We start from the raw sequence: 21,998 nt of genomic DNA on the forward strand, positions 1-21,998 counted from the left end.
GGGAAGGCGCAGGGTTGCCGGTAGATCATCGCAAACTTTATGGGGCGATGCCCAGCAACTGCTGGCGCAGTTCGGGTTGCCGGGCGCGCGGATCGAGCCAGATGGCGAAAAACGCTTGAGCCAATTGCAGAAAACTGGTGATATTTTTGTATACAAAATCACAGAATATATAGCGCAATCTCATCACTGCAATGTTACCGTTGCTACCTCACACCGATGGAGATGTGCGCGTGTTGATCCTCAAACTGCTGGTGATTCCGGGTTTCCTGCTGCTGATATCCCTGGCCGGAAAACGCTGGGGACCCAGCGTGGCGGGTTGGTTGTCCGGGTTGCCGGTGGTGGTCGGGCCGATCCTGTTTTTCCTCGCCATTGAACAAGGCGAGGCATTCGCCGCCCAATCGGCCATGGCAGCCCTGTCGGCCATGTTCGCCATGATTGCCTTTTGCGTGACCTACGCGCAGGTCTGCCAACGCACGGGATGGCCGCTGGCATTGACGGTTTCATTAATAGTCTGGGCTGTGATTGCCGTGGTGTTGTCACTGATGACGCCGTCGCTGCTGTTATCAGTGCTCGCCGCCACGACCGCTCTTTTGGCCGCGCCTTACCTGTTTCCTGCCGTGCAGCCGGTCCTTGCCGGCCCGGCACCGAAGTCCGACAAATTGCTGTTGCGCATGGTCGCCGGCGCCCTGCTGACCCTTGCTGTTACCTGGTTGGCCAGCACCGTCGGCGACCGCTGGAGCGGCCTGCTCGCAGTCTTCCCGGTGCTGGGCAGTGTGATGGCGGTGTTCTCCCAACAAACCCGCGGCCCGGCATTTACCGCCGTGCTGCTGCGGGCGACGACCACCGGCATGTATTCGTTTTCGGCGTTCTGCCTGGTGGTGACATTGACCTTGCCCAGCATGGGCATGATCGGCTTCGGCCTCGGTGTCGCCGTCTCGGTGGCCATGCTCGGGGTCACCCGGCGCCTGCTGGCAAAACCGGTGCACAGCGCCACTCCTTCAACAATTTCAAACGAGTAGAGCAACGGCCCCGTACGTCAATCGAACGGGCTCGCCCATCATCGGCCTCAGTTCAAACCACGCGACCGTCCGTTACCCCGCACTGGAATGCCTCACAACCTCCATGGGATGATCGCCCCCCATCGCGCGACCATCCCCGGAGATTTCGAATGTCACTGTTGAGTAAAAAAGCCGTTGTCCTGTTGCTGGCAGCGGCTGCCAGCCTGGGGGCTTTGAGTGCGCAGGCGGCCAAGGCGCCCGCCAAAGACGCGGCGCAGACGCAGAAGGTCTCGATGCTTGGCGGCAAGTTCACTTTCACCCTGCCCAAGGGTTTCGTCGCCAATGCGCTGCCAACCAGCCCTACCGGCGCAAGCGGCACCATGTACGCCAACGAAGCCACCAAAACAGTGGTGATCGCCGCAGAAAACAACCTGCCAGAAGGCGTCAAGGTCAAGGATAACGACGGCGAATTTCTGGACGGCACGGCGGCCGATTTCGACTCGGCACAACGCAAGGCGCTACCGGATTACAACAAGCTGAGTGAGAAAAGCCTGACCCTGAAGAGCACTGGCCTGGGCCTGCGTCAGGTGGACAGCACCGCCACCCAGGGCGGCGGCCAGACCCTCAATACCACTCTGATGGCTGCGTCCGGCAGCCGCATGACCGTGGTTCAGGTCATTTCCCGCCCGGGTGACATGGCCGCCCACGAAACACTGATCAAGCAGATCGTCAGCGGCAAGTAAGTATCAGGGGTTGAGGCGCTGCAGCCAGGCGTTCAGATCCTGAACCTCTTCGGCACTGATGCTATGACCGACACCCTGGTAGGCGTGAAACTCGGGCTCGAGTGAAATGCTCTGCAACAGGCTGTTGGCTTCGGTGCCGTCGCTATAAGGCAGGCTTTTGTCCGCCGTGCCATGACCGATGAAAATCGCCAGCGACTGACGCTTTTCATCCGGTATCAATTCAGACCGGAGCACCGGCAGAATCCGCCCGCTCAACGCGGCAATCCCGCCCACGGTATCGGGATGGCGCAGGGCCACCTCATAAGACATGATCGCGCCCTGGCTGAACCCCACCAGGAACACCTTCTCCGGTTGTGTGTGATATTTCTCTGTCGCCTTGCTGACGAAATCCAGCAACACCTGGCCGCTGGACTTCAGATCATCAGTCTCGCCGTTGTAGGCACCCTCACCTTTCTTGCGAAACCACTGATAGCTGCCTTCCTGCATCACCCTCGGCGCCCGCACCGACAGGTAGGTGTATTGCTTGGGCAATTCATCCTTGATGCCAAACAGATCCTGCTCGTTACTGCCGTAACCGTGGAGGAAAATCACCAGGGGTTGATCGCGGGATTCGGGGGTGGCCTGCGCCAGGTATTTGAGCGGCAGATCGGTTTGCAGCGGGGTTTGAGCGTGAACAGCGGCGGATGCCAGCAGCGTGAGCAGAGCGAGAATCTTCAACATAAGCCTTCCTTCACAGTGCGCAGGATTCGAGGAAGAGCCTAACACTGTGAAGCAGGCCGAAGCATCCCGGGTGTGGCGATGAGGCCTTTTGTGGCCCCCACGAACATCCTGCTCAATCGTTGATCAGCTTGCCCGCCCGAATCGGCTCCCGCCCCGCCACTTTCGCCTGCCACGTCCCCGGTTGCGTATAACGCCCGCGATCAATGGCAAACAACACACCACGGGTGCCTGCGCGCACGGTGGTGACTTTATCGTTCAACGGGTCAACCACTTCAAACAGTGCATCACCCTTCTCCACCCATTCTCCGGCCTCGCGCAGGAAACTGACCACCCCGTGATGCGGTGCGAACAGGTACTCGGTGCCTTCAAACGGCATGCCTTCACAGCACTCGCCCGGCGCCGCCGGCCATTGACCCTGGATGAAGCCTTGTTCGGCGAGAAAGCCCAGAATCGCCTCACAATTGGCTTGCGCCTGCTCAACCCGAGTGTCGCCCATGCTGCCCAGCTCCAGGGTGGTCGCCAGGTTTGCCGGTGGAATCGCCGCCTCAGGGAACGCTCGGGCCAGGCGCAACCATGGCGAAGAACAAGACTCGTCGAATGAACTGCCGCCGGAGTCCTCGCACAGCAACGCTACGCCCGCCTTCAAACGTGCGGCCAGGGATTGCCACTGCGGCCAGTGTTGGGGCAGCGCATACACATGAATGGCCGCCTCGAAATCGCAATGCAGATCGAGGGTGATGTCAGCATCGCAGGCATGGCGCAGCAACAGACGATGCAGGGCTTCGAGCTGTGAAGCCGGCGCCGGCAAACCATCGAGCACCTGGCCCATGGTCTGGCGGATCAGTGCGATGTTCGCCTCGGCATCACTGCCCAGGCGATCACCGATCAGCTGCGCCACCGGTGCACTGAGTTCGACGAACGAACGGTTGAAATTCTTGCCGCTGCCCAGTTCGAAGCGGCCCATGTGACTGCCTTGCAAGTGCTGATCGAGCCCAATGGGGTTGGCCACCGGCACCAGTTCGATCACGCCTTGCAGTTGGCCCTGGCGCTCAAGTTCAGCCAGGCGCTTTTTCAGTTCCCAGGCCGTGCGCATGCCCGGCAGTTCGTCTGCGTGCAGGCTGGCCTGGATGTAGACCTTACGAGCCCCCACGCCATAACGAAACACACTGAGGGTGCGCTCGGTACCGAGGTGGCTCCAGGGCAGTGAGTGGTCGATGCGTTGCATGGCAGGACTCCAGAATTAAAGCCATTGAGATCACTGTGGGAGCAAGCTGGCTCCCACAGGTTTCTCGTTTCACGAAAAAGAGCGCGTAAAAAAGTGGCCACCGCGTCAACGGGGCCGCTTTTCTCTACGGCGTATTAATGGCCGTAAACGTCAAAGTCGAAGTACTTGTCTTGCACTTGCTTGTACTTGCCATTGGCGCGGATTTCAGTGATGGCGGTGTTGAATTTGTCCGCCAGCTCTTTATCACCCTTGCGCACCGCAATACCGGCGCCGCCACCAAAGTACTTGGCGTCTTCATAGGTCGGGCCGACGAAGGCAAAACCTTTACCGGCGTCGGTCTTCAGGAAACCGTCGTCCAGGTTGACCGAGTCGGCCAGCAGCGCGTCAACACGGCCGGAGACCATGTCCAGGTTGGCTTCCTGCTGGGAACCGTAACGCACCAGCTCAATACCGGCCGGCACCAGCACTTCGGTGGCGAAGCGGTCGTGGGTACTGGCGCGCAGTACACCCACCTTCTTGCCTTTGAGTTCGGTCAGCGGATCCTTGATGTCGGTGCCTGCCTTCATCACGAAGCGCGCTGGCGTGTGGTAGTACTTGATGGTGAAATCGACGTTCTTCTTGCGATCGTCAGTGATGGTCATGGACGACAGGATCGCGTCGATTTTCTTGACCTTCAGCGCCGGGATCAGGCCGTCGAACTCTTGCTCGACCCAGGTGCACTTCACTTTCATCTGCTCGCACAGCGCGTCGCCGATGTCGACGTCGAAGCCAGTCAGCTTGCCGTCAGGGGTTTTCATCGAGAATGGCGGGTAACCGGCTTCGATACCGATGCGGATCGGCTTGGCGTCTTCGGCCACGGCGGTCAGGGACAACATCGACAGTGCCAGGGCACCGAACATCACTAGCTTCTTCATTTATAACTCCTGTGTGCGGAGGCTTTTATTGGCAGCTTCGAATGGCAACTTTCGGTCTCAGCGTGTGGCTGACAAGGACCGAAGTGGCCGGCAGTCTATGGTGGCTTCAGCCACGTCAATTATTTCGAAGCGACAAATAAATACAGAAAAAGGCCAGGATGTTGCGGTGAGGCTGGATGGCTATTTAAAAGATCAACACTCGCAACCGATTACGTCGCTCACCGGGCGCGCCGTCGTCACATTCAACGCGAAACCTTCATCCAGCCAGCCACTCACGCCGCCGATCATCTCCTTGACCGGGTAACCCAGCGCCGCCAGTTTCACTGCCGCCTTGTTCGCGCCGTTGCAGTGCGGGCCGGCACAATAGACCACGAACAGGCTGGTTTTTGGGTAAGTCGCCAGGCGCCCGGCGTTGAGCAGTCGCCCCGGAATGTTGATCGCCCCCGGCACATGCCCCCGCTCGAACGCCAGCGGGCCGCGCACATCGACCAGAACAAAATCCACCACGCCAGCCGCCTGGCTGCCATGAACGTCGGAACAATCGGTTTCAAAGGTCAGACGATTGCTGAAGTGCATCAGGGCAATCGCCGAGGGGGCTGCAGGAATTTCACGGACCAGGCTGGTCATGGGTTGTGCTCCAGAGTTTTGGGGGGTGAACAGACTTTATCTGCCTGTCACTTGCGGCTAAAGTGGCGCACAAGACACTCACCGGGAACTTTCCGCCAAATGCAACCCACCCCTGGATTGGTCGCGATTCTGGCCTACGACGGCCTCTGCACCTTCGAGTTCGGCATCGCCGTGGAGATCTTCGGCCTCGCGCGGCCGGAGTTCGATTTCCCTTGGTACAGCCATCAGATCGCAGCCGTCGATCAAGGCCCCATGCGCGCCATGGGCGGTATTCAAGTGCTGGCCGATGGCGGCCTGGAATTGCTGGAGCAGGCGCGGACCATCATCATTCCCGGCTGGCGTGACCGCAACGCCGCCGTGCCCGACGCACTACTCGCCGCCCTGCGCCAGGCCCACGCCCGGGGCGCACGTTTGTTGTCGATCTGTTCGGGCGTCTTCGTGCTGGCTGCCACCGGTTTGCTCGACGGGCGTAGCGCCACCACCCACTGGCGCTATACCCGCGAACTGGCGGAACGTTTCCCTGATATTCTGGTGGACCCGGACGTGCTGTATGTCGACTCGGGCCAGTTGATTACCTCTGCCGGCAGTGCAGCCGGCATCGATGCTTGCCTGCATCTGGTGGCGCGGGATTTCGGCACGCAGGTGGCCAACTCGGTGGCGCGGCGTCTGGTGATGTCACCGCAACGCAGCGGTGGCCAGGCGCAGTTCATTCCGACACCGGTCAGCCCGACCCCACGCAGCGATCTTTCCCGCGTCATGCAGTGGGCGCGCGAGCGTCTGCATGAACCTCTGGAAGTGCGCGACCTGGCCAGCGAAGCGGCCATGAGTGAACGCACATTTTTGCGGCGCTTCAGCGAGGCCAGCGGGCAGTCGCCGAAAACGTGGCTGCAACATGAACGGTTGGGGCGTGCGCGTGAGTTGCTGGAAAGCACCGACCACACTACCGAGCAGATTGCCCTGCGCTGTGGTTATCGGTCGGTGGAAAGTTTTCGGGTGGCGTTCCGCAGTGTCGTCGGAGTGCCGCCGTCGGTGTATCGGGAGCGGTTTGGCCGGCAGACAAAGGCCATTTCCTGAGGTCGCCCAAAACCGCCTCGGTTCACTCGTCCGAACCCTCCCCCTCAGGCGTCACTCTGTTCTGCGTCAGATAACGATCCAGCGTCTCATTCTGCACAGGCTGCGAGTTATCCCCGGCAACCTGCCACAAACGCCGCTCGATACCCTGCGCCAGCAAATGCCCCACCGCCGATTCGATCGCCGACAGCACACACAGTTGCGCCGGTTCGTTGGTGGTATAGCCGACCTCGGCCTCGAGCAGTTTCTTGAACTCGATGAACTTGAACACGCCGGCACTGCGGCCCACGGAGTAGATGGTCTTGCTGGTCATCACGTTGGCCAGTATCTGCCCGCTGCGTACGTCCACCGCCCGCAGGTTCACGGTCACCTGATCCACCCGATACTCGCGGGAAATGTCGATGCCCAGGTAGCGCGCGCCTTCCCCGCCGCTCTTGACGTTGGTGTCGTAGGCGATGATCCCGCCTTCGAGCATCATGTTCGCCGCTTGCAGCGGTGGCAGTTCAGCCTGGATGTTCACGGGTGTGTTCGGCTTTTTCTGCGACGCGCGGATGATCTTGCGTTCGGTCAGCAGGTTCTGCAGCCCTTCCCGTTCCAGCACCACGAACCAGCCGCTGGCCTGCATGGCGTCCATCAGCATGCTCGCCGCGCCCTGGGTGACGCTGGTGGAAAACGAGCTGGCAGGGGTCGGCTTGTATTGTCCGGTCTGGTCACGGAAACCATACACCACCGCCATCAGCCGGCCCTTGGGCCGCGGCATGTTGATCAAGTCGTAATAGGTCGACGCCCGGGGTGTCAGGGTCGGCGTTTCGGTGTCCTGCTCGGCGCCGACCGGCTCGCGCAGGCTGCAGCCTTGAAGTGCTGCCAACAGCATCCCTAGCAAAATTATCTTTTTCATATCCGTCGCTCCCCATCAGCCCAAATGCCCGTCAAGGGGCCAGGCCATTAACCTTGATTTCAGACACTTCACCGGTCGCTCGGTCGGTCACTTCAATCGTCAGTTGCCCCGAGTCGTCGAGGACGTTGACGATGAAAGCGTCCGTGGACAGGCTTCCGGTATTGCCGGTGGAGATGTTGTCCAGCAGTTGCCCCAGCAATCGCGATTGCAACTGGCTGCTGAAGCGTTCCAGGGCCGAAGTGCCGGTCAGGGCGGCGCGGTCCTTCAAGTCAGGGTCGTCATAGTCGTTCTGCGCCTGGGCGTTGTTGAGCAGCCAGGTGCCATTCAACGGGTTGCCGCCAAACGATGGATTGATCGGCGTGTAGACCAGCTCCGTGGCCTGGACCAGACCATGACTGCCGAGGCCGAGCAAGCACAAACCGGTGCGCTGCAAGAACGTTTTCGTTTTCATAGTTCGTCCCTCTCAAGGTCCGTTGTGTCCTGCAACAAGGCTTCCAGCTTGCGCTGGACAATCTGCCCGCGTACCCAGTCGGCGGCGTCATAGGCCTCGTCCTTGAGCTCCACGGTGTTCGGCGGCAGGAAGCGCCGATAGACCAAACGCTGTTGAAATTCCACGGTCACCAGGCTGCCCCAGCGAGCCGATGGTCGTTCGCGAACCACCAGGTTGAAATCCATCGGGCTGGTGGCGCGCAGGCGTTCACTGAACGAGTAATAAAAGTCGTGGCCGATGTGCGAGATCGTGTCGTCGATGATGAAACCGAGCATCTCGTCCTCTTCGCTGGCCGAAGCCGCAGAGGTGCACAGCACCAGGATGAACGCCAGGCAGAATCTGTTCATGGCTGCGCCGCCTGTGGCTGTTGCGACAAGCCTTTGGCCGGGCCGGAAGCGCCGTCGATAAAGGCTTTCTCGGCCACGAACTGCCAGTCCTTGTAACTGGCCATGCCGTTGAAATCCGACCATTGCGCGGGAAAATCCGCCTGCTTGAGCGGCTTGTCCGTGGACGGGCTGCTGATGCCGGTGATGCGTCCGTCGAAGCCGCGCATCAGGAACCATTCGCCGCCGCCAATCGGGTCGGGATACAGCTGGCGGATGTGGTGTTTGGCACCGGGAAAACGCTCGTCCTGCAACAGGTCGGCGAGTTCTTTCGGGTACTGCGCCAGGCCTGGCGAGCTGCGGTAATAGCTGCGCAGCGCCTGGGCGTACTGGGTACCGACCCACAGCAACTGGCGCTCGCGGTCACGGCGTGAAGCGGTGGACCACAACTCGCCGGCACTGGCCAGGCCCATGCCCATCACCATGATCAGGAACAGCACACCCAGGTAGGTGAAGCCGTCTTCTGACGCCGGCTTACCACTCGGAATAAAGGCTGCCATCACGCGCCCTCCCTGTGGAACCGCTCTTGATATCGGCGACGCCGCCGGCCACGCCGTCAGGCGGTGCAACCATGACCCAGGCATCTTTGCGCTCGGCAATCGGGTCCATCGGTGAATTGCGCAGGTAACGCTGCTCGACCAGTTGATCGATGGAATCGGGATAACGCCCGGTGTCGCCGTAGTACTGATCCAGTGCCTCACGCATGGCCGACAGGCTCTGGCGCAAGGTGGTCTCTTTCGAGGCCTCCAGGCTGTTGAAATAACGGGGCAAGGCGATGGTCATCAGCGTCGCGATGATTGCCATGACCACCATCAGTTCGAGCAGGGTAAAACCCTTTTGCCGGCGCATATGCTCACCACTCCCGGTACGCGATGCCGTTGAGACCCTTGCCCCGGGCCTTGGAATAAACGTCGAAGACGTCTTCACCTTCACGCGGGTTTTCAGCCGTGCTGTCGTAGGAGCGCACGCCCCAGCCGCCTTCGTCGTCACGCTTGACCGGCGCCAGCGGGTCGTGGGGCACGCGCCGCAGGAAATAGAACTTGGCCCCCTTGGCGCTGCGCACGTCCCGTACGCCTTCGACCAGTACTTGCAGGTTTGGCGGGTAGCCGCTGCTGTTCAGCGATTTCTCGATGTAACCGGCGTCGAATGCACGCTTGTAGGCATCGATGGCATCGCGGATCTGGTACAGCGAAGTACGCAGTTCCTGCTCTTTGCCCCGGCGCACCACGGTCTCGGTCAGCGGCGCGGCCATGCCGGCCAGCAGGCCGATCAGGGACAGCGTCACCACGACTTCGATCAAGGTAAAACCGCGTTGCGAGGCGTTCATGATCAAGGCTTCCCGACGGTGACTTGCGTGGTGACGTTGGACGCCACCGGCCGATCGATACGCTCAGGCTGGATCGCGGCTTCCATCCGACGGTCGGGTGCCTGGATGTGCATGCTGGTTTCGGTGCCGGTAGCGAATTCCATGTCCGACGGGCTCTGGTAAGGCAGGTTGCGCACGATCCGCGGGGTGATCGAGAGCACCAGTTCGGATTTGCTGACGTCGTCCTTATTGCTGCCGAACAACCGGCCCAGGCCAGGAATGTCACCCAGGCCAGGTATCTTGTTGCCGGTGCTGCCATGGTCGTTGCGCATCAGGCCGGCGAGGATCTGGGTTTCGCCGTCGTGCAGACGCAGTGTGGTCTGCGCGTTACGGGTATCGACCTGGACCGGAATCGTGCCCTGGCGGGTCGGTTCCAGTGGGGTGGCGTTACTCACCTCCAGCGCGACCTTGATCGCCACTTCGTTGTTCAGGTGCACGGTCGGCTGCACTTCCAGTTTCAAACCGACGTCGAGATAAGTCACGCTTTCGGTGATCACCGGCCCCTGGGTCGAAGGCACCGAAGTGGCGCTGATGATCGGTACGCGCTGACCGATGTGGATACGCGCCTGCTCACGGTTGCTGACGCGGATGACCGGGCTGGCCAGAGTGTTGATGTCCTTGTCCTGGGCATTGATCTTGGCTTGTGGCGAGGGCGAGATGGTGATGCGACTGGAGTTGATGCCCTTGAGTTGATCAAGAATGGTCACCGCCGAGCCGTCGCTGTTGACCACACCGAAGGTGTTCGGCCATTGCAGGCCAAGGTCGAGAATCCGCTGGGTGGCGACTTCCATCACTTCCACTTCCAGCACCACTTCCGGGTTGGACTGATCCTGCGATTGCAGGAGTTTCTCGGCCATGCGGATCGCGTCACCGGTGTCACGCATGGTCAGGGTGTTGAGGCGTTCATCGACGAACACGTCGCGGGTCTTGAGCATGGTCTTGATCATGTTCAGTGCGGTGTTGGCATCGATGCTGGTCAGGTAGAAGGTGCGCATCACCAGCTCTTGATAATCCTTGAGCTTCTGCGGCGAGTCCGGGTAGATCAGCAAGGTGTTTTCGTTGACCACTTTCTGATGCAGCTGGTTCTGTTGCAGCAGCAGCTCCACCGCGTCTTCGATGCGCACGTCACGCACGAATATCGTGGCTTTCATGTCCGGGCGCAGGTCTTTGTCGAAGATGAAATTCAAACCGGCCACCTGGGACAGCACTTCGAAAATGGTTTTCAGGTTGGCGTCGCGAAATTCCAGGGTCACCGGTTTGTCGAGGCGGGTACGCAGTTGCGGGTAAGGCACCACGTTGCGGCTTTGCACCAGTCGAATATTGCCTTGCAGTTCCAGCGCGCCCTCGTTGTTCGGGTCCAGTTCGAGGATCTGCCGCACCTGGCGCTCGGCCCCGTAGATGTCGCCCCGACGCAGGTCACCACGGGCCAGTTCGAGTTTTTCATCGAGGCTGCGCATGTGTTCCAGCTGACGCATGGCGTCCTGGGCGCGACGGTTGTTCGGTTCGATGGTCAGCACCCGGCCGTAGCCCATGCGCGCCGAAGCAAAATCACGTTGCGTGCGGTCCATGTCGGCCTGGGTCAGCAGCGCGGTGATCGCGCGGGCACGGGCACTGTTGAGCGCGATGTGCAGTTCGGTGTCGCGAGGGTTTTCGCGCAATCCTTCCTCGATCCGGGCCAGGCCGGCTTCATACTGACCCTGTTCGATCAGGTCAGAAGCCTCTTCCTTGGCAACCTGCGCCGAGCTGCACGCGGCCAGCCCTGCACAGAGGCAAAGGCTCATCAGCAAACGGGATTTGTTCATTGCGCGCTCCCCACAGACAAGGTCTGGGACAAATGCAGAGGCAAATAGACCAGGCTCAGTTCCAGATCGGAAATCCCCTCGATCTTCCATGTTTCGTCGATCACATCCCCCTTGCGCACGACGTAGATTTTCTCGCCGCTCTGCAAAAACACTTGCAGGTCAGTGCGATCATCGATCCGGCCAATGAACTGGAAAGGCATCGGCGGTGCAGTGGGGGCCTGCACGACCGGAGCAACGTAGACGGGTTGTTCGGTGACGCTGGCGAGCTTTGGCGCCGACTTCCAGCTACGGGCGGCAAACAGGTCGCCGGCCGGGCTCAAGTCCCTGATCGGCGCGGGCGCAGCGGAGGCTTTCGCCACTTGCCGCGCCTTGCCCTCAGCAGGCGTGGCGACGGCAGCCACCCCGACATCAGTGTCGTCGGCCTGCTTGAAATACTCGGGCAACCCGGTCAGCGCCGCTGCGACACCGAGGAACGCCACCCAACCCACAACGCGTTTGCTGTTCATCATGACCTCGACAGGTAAAGGGTCATGCGGATCCGGCCGTTCAGGTCGGTGTCGGCGATTTTTTTGCGCTGCAACTCCAGGTCCTCGACCACCACCGCCGGCAACTGGCGGAGCAAGGCGTGCATGAAGCGCCGCAGTTGCGGGTAGCTGCCACGCACCGGCAGCAGAATCTGATAGCGCGCCAGGTGCGTCTTCGGATCGATGCCCAGCGAGTACTCGCCACGGGACAGGGTGATGCGTTCCTGGGCAGCCAGCGCGTAGATCTTGTCGATGGCGACCGTGGCCTGCGGCTGGGTCGGCAATTTGCTGCGGAAATCATCGAGCTGACGCTGCGGCACCACCGGTGCAGCGACGCTGCCCTCCTCGACCCTGGCCAGATATTCACTGGCCTCGCGGGTTTGCTGGCTCAGTTGCTGCAGCGATTGCCAGTCCGGCAGCAAACCACCCAGGCCCCAGGTCAGCGCCACCACCAGCATGACCATCCCTGCCAGGCCGGGCACACCCAGGCTTTGCAGGTATTCGTGGACGATCAATCTAGGGATTTGCATCGCCGATCTCCCAGGTAGCCGACAGGTTGAAGCGGACCGGTTGTTCCGGCACGTTGGCGACGATTTCGTGGCTGAGCAGCGACACGTCGGTCAGCTCGTCGCTGGCTTCGAGGCGCCGGTGGAAGTCGAGCATCGCGTCCAGATCCCGCGCCTCGGCGCTGATCCGTACCTGGCCCTTGCGGGCGTCCGGGGTCAGGGTCAGCAAGGCGATGTTGTCCCGGGGCATCGATTCGAGCGTGGCGAACAGGCGCTCCCAAGGGCGGCGCAATTGCTGCGAGACCTTGCGCATCTCGGCCAGATTCTGCGCCTGCTCGCGGGTTTCGGCCGGGGTCAGGCTGACCTTGGTGCCGGTGTCGCCGGTGAGCACGCGTTGGGCGGTTTGCAGGTGACCTTGCTGTTGCTCGGCCTCCCCGCTCAGGTGTTGCTGGATCAGGATGCAACTCAGCGCCAGCACCGCGCCCCCGGCCAGCAGGCTCCAGCCCAGAGGGCTCGAGCGGCGGCGCGGCTGGAAGTCGAGCATCAGCGGGCGCATGTCAGGCCACCGCCCGAGACATGACGTACAGGCAATCGCGTACGGCAGTCCGGTCCTCTTCAAGGGTGCGCACGTGCACACCGGCCACTTCTGGAGGCGAGTCGATGCGCGCCGGGGCGTGCAGGTAAACGTTCAGTGGCCGTTCGCTGGTGGAGGCCTGCAATTGGCTTTCGCGACCGATCAGCGCGGTCAGTGCTGCATCGCTGTCGCTGCTGCCCACCGAACGCACCGCCGCCCAGCGACCTTCGCGGGCCAGCAGCAGCACGCTGCGCACCGGCTCGGCGACAACGAACAGGAAGTCGCCGGCGTCGAAGCTTTTATCGAAGTGGTTGAACGCCGCCATCAGGTAAGGCTGCACCGAGCGCAGACGCAGGCCCCGACCGCTGACCAGCGTCCGCAGGCGGTCGAGCAAGTCCTGCGGCAGTGCGGTGGCGATGCGGTCGTAGCCGGCCGGCTCGGCGGAGAGTACCAGGCTCCAGGGTTGGCTCACCGCACCGTAGAGGTCTTCGAAACACAGCTGGGCAAACCCGCGAAGTTCTTCCGGGCTGCTGATCTGCTCGCTCCAGGGCACCAGGCAAAAGCGGCTGAAGTGCCCGGAAACCACCACGGTCAATTCCGCACCGGCGCGGGTGTGTTCACACAGCAGATGATCGAGGGTTTCCAGGGCCACGGTCCAGGCCTGAAAGCCTTCGTCGATGTAGCCGACGCTGCCCAGCCACAGGGTTTCGCTGCCCCGACGCTGGCCGAGGCCGACACCACTGGCGCCGAGTACGGCGACATAATGCTCACGAGATAAAAGTGACACGATTGATCTCCTCGAGAGTGGTCCTGCCTTGTTGCACCAGTTCCAGGGCTGACTCGCGCAACAGGCGCAAACCACGTTTGCAGGCATGCGCCTTGATTTTCGAGATGGGTTGGCGCTCGACGATCATCTGCCGCAGTTCGTCGTCCAGGTGCAGCAGTTCGGCGATCGCACTGCGTCCGCGGTAACCGGTGCCGCGGCAGTGGCCGCACCCCTTGCCGTGGACGAACCGGTAGTGAGCGACCTGCTGTGGATCGAGCCCCGAGGTTTCCAGCTCTTCTTCGCTCGGGACATACGCGCTGCTGCAACTGGTGCAGACCAGGCGGATCAGGCGCTGGGCCAGGACCGCGTTGAGGGCGCTGACGAGGCTGTAGGGGTCGATTTCCATCTGGGTAAACCGGCCGATCACGTCGAACACGTTGTTGGCGTGGATGGTGGTGAACACCAGGTGACCGGTGAGTGCCGATTGCACGGCAATTTGCGCGGTGTCCGGGTCGCGGATTTCACCGACCATGATCTTGTCCGGGTCGTGACGCAGAATTGAGCGCAGGCCCCGGGCGAAGGTCAGGCCTTTCTTTTCGTTGACCGGAATTTGCAGCACGCCCGGCAGTTGATACTCGACCGGGTCTTCGATGGTGATGATCTTGTCCACGCCGTGGTTGATCTCGGTGATCATCGCGTACAGCGTGGTGGTCTTGCCGCTGCCGGTGGGGCCGGTCACCAGCACCATGCCGTAGGGTTCGGCCGCCAGTCGGCGCAGTTGGCGCAGGGTTTCTTCTTCGAAGCCCAGGGCCTGCAGCTGCACGCCGCAGACCTTGTCGGCCAGGTCCTGTTTATCGAGCACCCGCAGCACCGCGTCTTCACCGAAAATGCTCGGCATGATCGATACCCGGAAGTCGATCTGCCGACCACTGATGCCGATCTTGAAGCGACCGTCCTGGGGCACGCGCTTCTCGCCGATGTCCAGCTCGGCCATGACTTTGACCCGGGAGATCACCTGTTCGGCAAACTCATTGCCCTGGATTTTGCTGATGTTGTTCAACACGCCATCGATGCGGTACTTGATCACCAGACCGCTGCCGGTGGTGCCCAGGTGGATATCGCTGGCGTGCATTTTCAGCGCGTCATAGAGGGTCGAGTTGACCAGCTTGACCACCACGCTGGAATCTTCGCTGATGCTGGTCAGGGACAGACTTTGCAGGTTATCGATCTCGGCGCCGGTGTCGCTCTGAGCGTTGAGCGATTCCACCGCGTGGAAGCTCTCTTCGTGGCGCGCCAGGTAGGCTTTCAGGTCGTCGGCATGCACCAGGTACAACGCCGCGCCGTGCAGGCAGTCGTCGATCCAGGCCAGGCGTGCGGTGTCGAAGGGGTCGGCAAACACGCCGATGACCGCGTCGTCTTGACGCAGCAGGGTGAATTCGCGCTTGAGGCATTGGGCCAGAGTGACCCGGTCGAAAACAGGGGTGGATTGAAACAGGCTGTCGGTGTCGAGTACCGGATAGTGCAACGTGGCGCCAAGGCATTGGATGAACGGCATCGGGGCCAGTTCACTCAGTTCTGCAAGAGTCTCCAGCATGCGTTCGCCGGAAGTGGCGGCCAGTGCCCGCGCCTGGGCCAATTGCTCACTGGTAAACCGGGTCGGTACACAATCCAGCGGCGCAGCATCGACGACAATTGATAGACGGTCCATGGCTTGCTCTCCAACGCCCGGGGCTTTGAGCCCTGTCGGCGCGGCGAGCCATTTCGGTGGAGGCCGGAACGTCTTGTCGCGCCACTACTCCCCGGTGAGCAATTGTTCGTCGTCTGGCGCTGTCGAGACCGTGGAACTTCGTCGGCGATCTGCAAGCACCCAACTACCGTCGTACAACTGCAGCGGGAAACTTTCGGTCCTGCTCTGGCGTCGTTCGACGAATCCTTCGGAAATGCTCGCACCTGTTCTGGGTTCGCGCTTCCTGCCTAGAAGGTCCAGCACTGCCCGGGCCAATTCCGCCAACGGAAACGGTTTGAACAGGATGTGGCTGACTCCCAGTTGGTGCGCCCGTTCGCAAACTTCTGCGGTGGGGTGCCCGGTGATCAGCACAAAATGACAGTTCCTGTTCTGGCGGACGGCATCAAGCACCTCAAAGCCTTCCATATCGGGCAAGCGGTAATCGAACACCATCACATCGGGTGCGAAATCGTTAGCTTCAGCGATTCCTTGTGCACCGTCGTGAGCAATCCGGACGTCCAACTCTTGCGCCTGCAGGTAACCCTGGAGGTTTTCTGCAAGAAGTTGTTCGTCGTCAACAACCAGTACTTTGTTTAACAAGGTGGACTCCTTGAAACCGCAGGTCCGAATACCGAGCCTGATGGAGTGCGCGCCTTGATAGGTCTAACGCACACTTCATGCCAGGCTGAGCGCCGGTAATTTTATGCATTCATGTCCTTGAATTTAAAAGCAATGCCATTACGCCCACAGGCCCCACCCCCCAAAAGCGGGGAAAAGCGAACGGATGTGCATTGATGCTTTCCCCCACTGTTGGGGAATGCTCAATCGTCGTCAACCCGTTCGATTCGATTGCTGGAACGCAGCTGTGCCAGTACTTGCAGGCGAGCCTGGACCTGTTTCTGTCGGGCAAGGTAAGCCCGAACCATCTCAAGTCCCTGCTCTTGTGTGACATCGGTTTCCTGCATTCGGTTCTGTACATAAATCAGATGCCATCCCACCGCTGTGCGCACCGGCTCACTGACCGCTCCCGGCGCCAGGGCAAAGGCCGCGGCCTCGAACTCAGGCAGCATGCGCCCCCGCGAAAAATAGCCCAGATCACCGCCCTCGCTGGCCGAAGCGTCTTCGGAACCGGCCCTGGCGACACTGGCAAAGTCTGCCCCGGCATTGATGCTCGTTCGCATTGCTTCCAAGCGTAGCCTTGCCGCCTCAACTGTGGAAGGCTGCGCTCCCTGAGGCACTTTGATCAGGATATGCCTGGCCTGAACTTGCTCGGGCCGGTTCATTTCGGCGCGATGCTCGGTAAAAAACGCCTGCACCTCTTTCTCGTCCGGTTCGCTGACTTTGGTCAGTTCGGCAAACATCTGCTGGGCCGCCAGGTCACGGCGGGTGTATTCGATGTAGGTCGCTTCATCGAAACCGGCGTCCTCCAGGCGTCGGGCGAATACCTCGGCACCACCGAAGGCCTGACGTGTCTGATCGACCTGGCTTTGCACCGCGGCATCGCTGACCACCACGCCGCGCTTGACGGACTCCTGCCAGAGCAATTCTTTGTCGATCAAGGCATCCAGGGCGGCCTTGCGCAATTGCTTGTACGCCTTGGGATTGCGGATGCTGCCCAGTGCGCGCCCCTGATCTTCCAGGTACTCGACGAAATACCGCTCCAGGCGCAACTGGGAGATTTCCTCGCCATTGACCCGTGCCACGGCCGGCCCATTGCTGCAAAACGCGGCGGGAACCCATAACGTCAACAGCACCAGCAAAGTCTTGAGTGTCATGTTCGGCCTCCGGTCAGGGCATGGCGGCGATGGGTTTGTACGGTGCAACCAGGTAAAAGCGCTGGTCCGGCAGGTCCACGGTGACAATATGCGCGCCGCTCAGGCCCAGTCGGCGACCCGGTCCGAAGCTGATCAGCGGAGTCAGGCCGGTATCGAAGTCATGCAGGCCTTCAAGGGCCGTGATCAGTTTCTCGCGGCTGGCATCGCGCCCGGCCTGCTTCATGCCTTCACTGAGCAACATCATCGAACTGACCGCGCCGACCTGCAGGACCGCGTGTTCACCACCGAGCTTTTGCCGTTCGCGCAACTGGGTCAGGGCCAGGCGTCCGGCAATTGTCCAGTCGCCGGGCACAAACGGATAAGCCAGAAACACCCGTCGTGAAAAACCGCTGGGCACTTGCAACAGGTCGCCCGCCACCTGATTCGACGCGGCAAACAGGTAGGGCACCTGCCCCGCCGTTTGCAGACGCTCGGCCAGTTGGCTGAAACCGCCGCTGCTGCCCATGTAGAACACCGAACGCGAGCCCAGGGGCAGTTCGTCCTGCGACGACGCGTAGGGTTGCAGGCGCACTTTCTGCCAGGCGTTGTCTTGCAGGTACTGCGCGAGTGTTTCCGCCGCCTGCCGCTGGCCGGGTTCGTCCGGATAGGCGATCAGCGTCGGCCCTTGCAATACCCGCAGACTGGCGGCGGCGTAATTGGCCAGGGCGATCATTTGTTCTCGCAGCCCCGGCAGCGGTTCGAAAATCTGCCGACTGAGCCGGGCCGGGCCTTGCAATGACAGCGGTCCGATCAGTGGCACACCGGCCTGCTCCAGGCGCGGCGCCAACTCGTTATCCAGCGCCGGCACCAACGGTGCGATCAGGGCGAACACCTGTTCCTGGTCGATCAGTTGGTCCAGCGCCTGCTCGGCACTGGCACGGTCCGGCCCGGGATCGAGAATGGTCAGGCGCAACTGTCGACCGTGTATCCCGCCTGTTTCGTTGATCCGCGCGACGCTGCCCCGCAGCACCGCCGCCACGGTCGCGCCCTCCTCGCTCAAGGGCCCGGTGCTGGGCAACAACGTGCCCAGATGCAGACTGTCGGGGCTCAGACCCGGATCGCGCTCATCGGCCAGGCGCTTGAGGTACGCCGTGAGGTTGCGTTGATCACTCATCGACAGCACGAACCGCGGCATCGCCGGGTCGAGCCGATTGTTGCCCGGGTCGCGCCCTTCCTGGATCGCCCGGGCCAAGGTGCCTTCGGTATACGCCGGGTAAGCGCGGCCGTTGATGTGCTGCTGGCCATAGGTGCTGGTCAGCCGCGACCAGGTCAGGTCCGGCGGTCGTACGCCACCCTCGGGTCGGCCCAGGCCATCGTTGCCGTGACAATTGGCACACGGCAGGCTGCTGGCCGGCAGCAACATGCCGGACGCCCCGACCCGGGCCATGATCGGCTCACCGCTCGCCGACACCCCTTCGCGGTACAGCCGCTTGCCCGCACTTTCGCCGGGCGTCAGCGTCAAGGCGTGGGTGGCGCAGCTGATGCCACCGAGGAGGAACAGGCCGAGGATGAGGGCGTTTTTCATGGCGCGTACTCAACGGCCGGCCACGGGCATCGTCAGCAACTGCAAGCGTTGGGCAATGGCAGCGGCCGGGGCATCAGGGCGGATTTTACTCCAGCGTTTGTTGGCCACATCGCCCACGATCAACTGGGTGGAGTGCTGCTCGGGGCTCGGGATGACCTGGCCGATACGTCCCAGAACGAGGTCCATTTGCGCTTTGTCGCCGGTAAGAAAAAGCCAGTGGGGCCCATCGACGCCCTGCTTCAAGGTGTAAGCCTTGAGTACCGCCGGTGTATCGCGCAGCGGATCACTGGTAAGGGAGATAAAGGTGATGCCGTCCGCCTTGTCGCCCAGCGCTTCACGTACTTCCTTGAGCTTTTGGGTGATCAACGGGCAGGCATCGGTGCAACTGGTGAAAATCACATTGAGCAGCACCACGCGGTTTTGCAGGGCATCGCTGTAGAAGCGCAGGGTGTTGCCGTTCTGGTCCTGCAACGGCGTGTCGGTGAACCAGGTTTTCGCATCGCGGGTGCCGCTCGCCGGTTGCGCCGCGGCTGTCGCGGTAGCGGGTGCCGGTTGCTCATGTCCCTCATGGGAAAACGCCAGAAAACTGATCAGGCAAAAGCACATGGTCAGGAATATCAAGGCGAGCGCTTTCATGGCTGATGCTCCATGGCGATGGCGGTGTGTTTGGCATGGGCGTTGCGTTCGCCGCTGAGTTTCTCGACTTCACGGCTCAATACCATCGGATCGGTGAAGCCGTAGTAGCGGGTCCAGTGGCGACTGTTGCCGTCACCCACGAGGATCAACGGCTGGTGACTCTTGAAGTCACCGCTGAACGAGCCGAGGCCCTTGAGCGTTTCGCTGACCGACTGCGGTGAGCCGGTCAGCCAGCTCCAGCCCGGCCCTTTCTGGAATGTGCGGGCGTAGTCGTTCAGGCGTTTGGCATCGTCGCGCTGAGGGTCGATGCTGATCGACACCAGCTGCACCTCGGTGCCGACCCGCGCCCCGAGCTGTTTCTGCACCTTGCCCATGATCGAAGAGACCACCGGGCACACCGTGGTGCAACTGGTGTAGATGAAGCTCATGACCACGATCTTGTTGCTGATCAGGTCTTGTTCCAGGCGTACGCTCTTGCCGTTCTGGTCCACCAGCGCCACGTCGGCGAACTTGACCTGGGCGCTCTCCGAACTGGCGCTTTTGGCCGGCATGGTGTGCCCCGCGTGTTCATCCGCCGAGTGGGCCAGGGCCTGTCCGATACCGACGGCCAACAGGCAGAGTGTCAGCAGTCCACGATGTGCAAATCGGTTCATGTCGAAGTCCTCTTCAATGAGCGGCGTCGGGCAGCACCCGGACGCTGGCAAAAGTCTGGTCGCCGAATTCCGCGCCCAGGGACGCCGCACGCACGTGCAGGTACCAGGCGCCTTTCTGGTCAAGGGTCACCGGGGCTTCATACACCCCGTTGCCGACGTCCAGTGCCGCAACGGTCTGAGGCCGGGAGGACGGTGCCAGGAAGTAACGCACCTGAACGTCCTTGACCCCGCTGCGCTCAACCTTCTGCTTGCCCTGCACGATGCGGAAACGCACCACGTACGGGCTGCCCAGGGTGGCGGTGGTTTTGTCGAGCAGGAACTCCACCTTTTCGGTGCCCATTGGCTGAGCGATCGCCGGGTTGGCCTGCACCACGGTGTTGAAGCAGTGGATGATGTTCGGCTGATTGAGCAGGAACGCCACGTCGAAGCGCCCTGCCGACGGCAACTGGATCCTCGAGCTGTACAGTCCCGGCTCGACTTCGCGCAGGCTGCGGTCGATCACCATCGCCGCCCGCGCCACTTGCCCGCGATTGGGGTAGCCGGACATCGGCGCGTTCATGCCTTCGGCGTAGAAGTACGTGGTGTTGTCGGTCGGGTTGACCACAAACACCGCGTTGTCGTCCCGCGACACCGCCAGGCTCGACGCCAGCGGCAAGTCACCGGCCAGCCGTGGCGGCTTCGGCCCGGCTTCGAAGCCCTGGGTGATCGGCTTGCGGCCTTCGCCCAGGGAGGCCATGTTGATCATCGTCACCTTGGGCGAGGCCAGGCCGCGGATGTAGGCGTAGGCTTTGGTGAAGACCACTTGATAGGGTTCGGCAGCCACTTCGAGTTCATGGATCAGCGAATCGTTGGCCGCGTCGATCACCGAGGCCTGGTTCTCCAGGGTGTTGAGCACAATGCCGAACCGGCCATCGGCGCTGAACCCCATCGGACCGAGCCCCTGCTTCACCTTGATCACCCGGCGCACCGCCTGGCTCGAGGCGTCGACCACGGTCACCGTGCCGTCCTTGCCATCGGCCACATAGGCCGCACCGGACAGCGGCGAGTACGCCACCGACAACGGGTGCGAACCAGTCTTGAGCTGTTTGCTGATGGTCAGGCTGGCGATATCGATGATGCTCAGGGTGCCGTCGTCGCGGTTGGTGACGAAGGCAAAACGGCTGTCCTTGCTGAAGGCGATCTCGTGATGGCCGCCTCCGGTGGGCAAATGCTTGAGGGTCTTGAGGCTGCCGGTATCGATCACCGTGACCCCGGATTGCCCGGCGTCCCTGGCGTTGTTGCCCACCCACAGCAGGCGCTCGTCCGGTTGCAGCACCACGCGCACCGGGTTGCTGCCGGCGGCAATCGAGTCGATCACCTTGAATTGTTCGCTGTCGATCACCGCCACTTCACCCGCGCCCGGCATCGAGACGAACACGCGCTTGTTATCGCGCGGGGTCACCCAATCCATCGGCGCTTGCTTGATGTCGATGCGCGCCATGGTGCTGGTGATGCCGCCCACCGACACCGACGGGTCAACCACCGAAATGCTCGCATCGCGGTTCATCACCAGCAGAAAGTAGCTATTGAGGTCGAGTAACGGCCGTGCACCGATGCTCGACTTGAGGAACAGCCCGACCCGGGATTTGCAACTCTTGTCACGCCCCTGGGCGAGGTCGGCGGCCACCGTTTCCGGGTCCAGCCAGGCGCCGGGCGCGACGCCCGACAACGGTTGGCCGGAGGCCTTGTCGGTGACCCGGAATTGCACGTCAGCGAACTCACCTTCGCGCAGTACGCCATCGTCGGCCAGTGGCCGTACCTGCATGGCCACCGATACGCCGTCCCGTTCAAGTGTCTGGCCGGTCCAGGTGTCGGGCAGCGCCACTTCGCTGAGCAGGGTTGGCGGTGTCGTACGCGATACTCCGAGCCAGATCAGCGCCCCTGCGACAACGAGGGCACAAGTGGCGAAAGTGATGGTCCTGTTCATAACAAACTCCCCTTCAGATCCTTGTCTGCCTCACCGCTCTCCTGAGGGAGCGGGCTTGCCCGCGATGAGGC

The 21,998-nt window shown here is 61.7% G+C and carries 25 protein-coding genes and 1 pseudogene; 3 read left to right on the plus strand and 23 right to left on the minus strand.

Annotation, left to right across the window (positions count from 1 at the left end; translation table 11 throughout):
- Positions 1–37: 37 nt before the first annotated feature.
- Positions 38–121 (minus strand): annotated as a pseudogene (locus M5G20_RS30360) (chalcone isomerase family protein); the annotation flags it as partial.
- 109 nt (positions 122–230) lie between these two features.
- Between M5G20_RS30360 and M5G20_RS21055 the strand changes: the two are divergent.
- Together M5G20_RS21055 and M5G20_RS21060 are read left to right on the plus strand one after the other, a co-directional pair.
- Entirely contained in the window at positions 231–1,019 is a 789-nt protein-coding gene (locus M5G20_RS21055) for a hypothetical protein (RefSeq protein WP_273920664.1), read from the plus strand.
- A 149-nt stretch (positions 1,020–1,168) separates the two neighbouring features.
- The gene (locus tag M5G20_RS21060) at positions 1,169–1,741 is read left to right on the plus strand and encodes a hypothetical protein (RefSeq protein ID WP_273920665.1); all 573 of its coding nucleotides are present in this window, start codon (positions 1,169–1,171) and stop codon (positions 1,739–1,741) included.
- A 3-nt stretch (positions 1,742–1,744) separates the two neighbouring features.
- Here M5G20_RS21060 and M5G20_RS21065 read toward each other — a convergent pair whose 3' ends face one another.
- The 4 genes from M5G20_RS21065 to M5G20_RS21080 form a co-directional block, all read right to left on the minus strand.
- Positions 1,745–2,461, minus strand: coding sequence for an alpha/beta hydrolase (locus tag M5G20_RS21065; protein WP_273920668.1), 717 nt, complete (start codon positions 2,459–2,461; stop codon positions 1,745–1,747).
- Between the two features lie 112 nt (positions 2,462–2,573).
- Positions 2,574–3,686: a M14 family metallopeptidase gene (locus tag M5G20_RS21070; protein ID WP_273920669.1), complete on the minus strand. Its 1,113-nt coding sequence runs from the start codon at positions 3,684–3,686 to the stop codon at positions 2,574–2,576.
- A gap of 134 nt (positions 3,687–3,820) precedes the next feature.
- The gene (locus tag M5G20_RS21075; protein ID WP_095193484.1) at positions 3,821–4,600 is read right to left on the minus strand and encodes an ABC transporter substrate-binding protein; all 780 of its coding nucleotides are present in this window, start codon (positions 4,598–4,600) and stop codon (positions 3,821–3,823) included.
- Between the two features lie 192 nt (positions 4,601–4,792).
- Positions 4,793–5,227 (minus strand): rhodanese-like domain-containing protein, encoded by a 435-nt coding sequence (locus M5G20_RS21080; RefSeq protein ID WP_273920671.1) that lies wholly within the window; start codon positions 5,225–5,227, stop codon positions 4,793–4,795.
- Between the two features lie 99 nt (positions 5,228–5,326).
- Here M5G20_RS21080 and ftrA point away from each other — a divergent pair, with 99 nt between their 5' ends.
- On the plus strand, positions 5,327–6,301 hold the full coding sequence (gene ftrA / locus M5G20_RS21085) for a transcriptional regulator FtrA (protein WP_273920672.1): 975 nt from the start codon (positions 5,327–5,329) through the stop codon (positions 6,299–6,301).
- A gap of 22 nt (positions 6,302–6,323) precedes the next feature.
- On the opposite strand, the gene M5G20_RS21090 is transcribed toward ftrA, so the two are convergent.
- The 18 genes from M5G20_RS21090 to M5G20_RS21175 all read right to left on the minus strand — a co-directional run bounded on the left by M5G20_RS21090 (position 6,324) and on the right by M5G20_RS21175 (position 21,927).
- Positions 6,324–7,196, minus strand: a complete 873-nt coding sequence (locus M5G20_RS21090) for a CsgG/HfaB family protein (RefSeq protein WP_273920673.1) — start codon at positions 7,194–7,196, stop codon at positions 6,324–6,326.
- A 31-nt stretch (positions 7,197–7,227) separates the two neighbouring features.
- On the minus strand, positions 7,228–7,647 hold the full coding sequence (locus M5G20_RS21095; protein ID WP_075949257.1) for a curli assembly protein CsgF: 420 nt from the start codon (positions 7,645–7,647) through the stop codon (positions 7,228–7,230).
- Positions 7,644–8,033 carry a curli production assembly/transport protein CsgE gene (gene csgE, locus M5G20_RS21100; RefSeq protein ID WP_273920674.1) on the minus strand — a complete coding sequence of 130 codons (390 nt, stop codon included), beginning with the start codon at positions 8,031–8,033 and terminating at the stop codon, positions 7,644–7,646. Before csgE ends, M5G20_RS21095 begins: the two co-directional genes overlap by 4 nt.
- Entirely contained in the window at positions 8,030–8,569 is a 540-nt protein-coding gene (locus M5G20_RS21105; protein WP_212624959.1) for a type II secretion system GspH family protein, read from the minus strand. Before M5G20_RS21105 ends, csgE begins: the two co-directional genes overlap by 4 nt.
- Entirely contained in the window at positions 8,544–8,918 is a 375-nt protein-coding gene (locus M5G20_RS21110; protein WP_273920676.1) for a type II secretion system protein, read from the minus strand. Before M5G20_RS21110 ends, M5G20_RS21105 begins: the two co-directional genes overlap by 26 nt.
- Before the next feature lie 4 nt (positions 8,919–8,922).
- Positions 8,923–9,396 carry a type II secretion system protein gene (locus tag M5G20_RS21115; RefSeq protein ID WP_075949261.1) on the minus strand — a complete coding sequence of 158 codons (474 nt, stop codon included), beginning with the start codon at positions 9,394–9,396 and terminating at the stop codon, positions 8,923–8,925.
- Positions 9,397–9,398: 2 nt separating this feature from the next.
- Entirely contained in the window at positions 9,399–11,237 is a 1,839-nt protein-coding gene (locus M5G20_RS21120; protein WP_150733574.1) for a secretin N-terminal domain-containing protein, read from the minus strand.
- On the minus strand, positions 11,234–11,743 hold the full coding sequence (locus tag M5G20_RS21125) for a hypothetical protein (protein ID WP_273920679.1): 510 nt from the start codon (positions 11,741–11,743) through the stop codon (positions 11,234–11,236). Before M5G20_RS21125 ends, M5G20_RS21120 begins: the two co-directional genes overlap by 4 nt.
- Positions 11,743–12,291 carry a GspMb/PilO family protein gene (locus tag M5G20_RS21130; RefSeq protein WP_273920680.1) on the minus strand — a complete coding sequence of 183 codons (549 nt, stop codon included), beginning with the start codon at positions 12,289–12,291 and terminating at the stop codon, positions 11,743–11,745. The genes M5G20_RS21125 and M5G20_RS21130 overlap by 1 nt, the downstream gene beginning before the upstream one ends.
- Positions 12,278–12,823, minus strand: a complete 546-nt coding sequence (locus M5G20_RS21135) for a PilN domain-containing protein (RefSeq protein ID WP_075949265.1) — start codon at positions 12,821–12,823, stop codon at positions 12,278–12,280. Before M5G20_RS21135 ends, M5G20_RS21130 begins: the two co-directional genes overlap by 14 nt.
- Before the next feature lies 1 nt (position 12,824).
- Positions 12,825–13,628 (minus strand): hypothetical protein, encoded by an 804-nt coding sequence (locus tag M5G20_RS21140; protein ID WP_273920681.1) that lies wholly within the window; start codon positions 13,626–13,628, stop codon positions 12,825–12,827.
- Positions 13,609–15,315, minus strand: coding sequence for a GspE/PulE family protein (locus M5G20_RS21145; protein ID WP_273920682.1), 1,707 nt, complete (start codon positions 15,313–15,315; stop codon positions 13,609–13,611). The genes M5G20_RS21140 and M5G20_RS21145 overlap by 20 nt, the downstream gene beginning before the upstream one ends.
- An 84-nt stretch (positions 15,316–15,399) precedes the next feature.
- The gene (locus tag M5G20_RS21150; RefSeq protein ID WP_273920683.1) at positions 15,400–15,933 is read right to left on the minus strand and encodes a response regulator; all 534 of its coding nucleotides are present in this window, start codon (positions 15,931–15,933) and stop codon (positions 15,400–15,402) included.
- Between the two features lie 221 nt (positions 15,934–16,154).
- Complete coding sequence (locus tag M5G20_RS21155) at positions 16,155–17,108, minus strand: peptidylprolyl isomerase (protein ID WP_273920684.1); 954 nt, start codon at positions 17,106–17,108, stop codon at positions 16,155–16,157.
- A gap of 13 nt (positions 17,109–17,121) precedes the next feature.
- The gene (locus tag M5G20_RS21160) at positions 17,122–18,672 is read right to left on the minus strand and encodes a cytochrome c/ABC transporter substrate-binding protein (RefSeq protein ID WP_273920685.1); all 1,551 of its coding nucleotides are present in this window, start codon (positions 18,670–18,672) and stop codon (positions 17,122–17,124) included.
- A 9-nt stretch (positions 18,673–18,681) separates the two neighbouring features.
- Complete coding sequence (locus M5G20_RS21165) at positions 18,682–19,308, minus strand: SCO family protein (RefSeq protein ID WP_075949271.1); 627 nt, start codon at positions 19,306–19,308, stop codon at positions 18,682–18,684.
- Positions 19,305–19,961, minus strand: a complete 657-nt coding sequence (locus M5G20_RS21170; RefSeq protein WP_273920686.1) for an SCO family protein — start codon at positions 19,959–19,961, stop codon at positions 19,305–19,307. Before M5G20_RS21170 ends, M5G20_RS21165 begins: the two co-directional genes overlap by 4 nt.
- A gap of 13 nt (positions 19,962–19,974) precedes the next feature.
- Positions 19,975–21,927, minus strand: a complete 1,953-nt coding sequence (locus tag M5G20_RS21175) for a cytochrome D1 domain-containing protein (RefSeq protein ID WP_273920687.1) — start codon at positions 21,925–21,927, stop codon at positions 19,975–19,977.
- Positions 21,928–21,998: the final 71 nt, after the last annotated feature.

It is taken from the genome of Pseudomonas sp. TNT2022 ID1044 (genome assembly GCF_028656895.1).
Classification (GTDB): domain Bacteria; phylum Pseudomonadota; class Gammaproteobacteria; order Pseudomonadales; family Pseudomonadaceae; genus Aquipseudomonas; species Aquipseudomonas reinekei.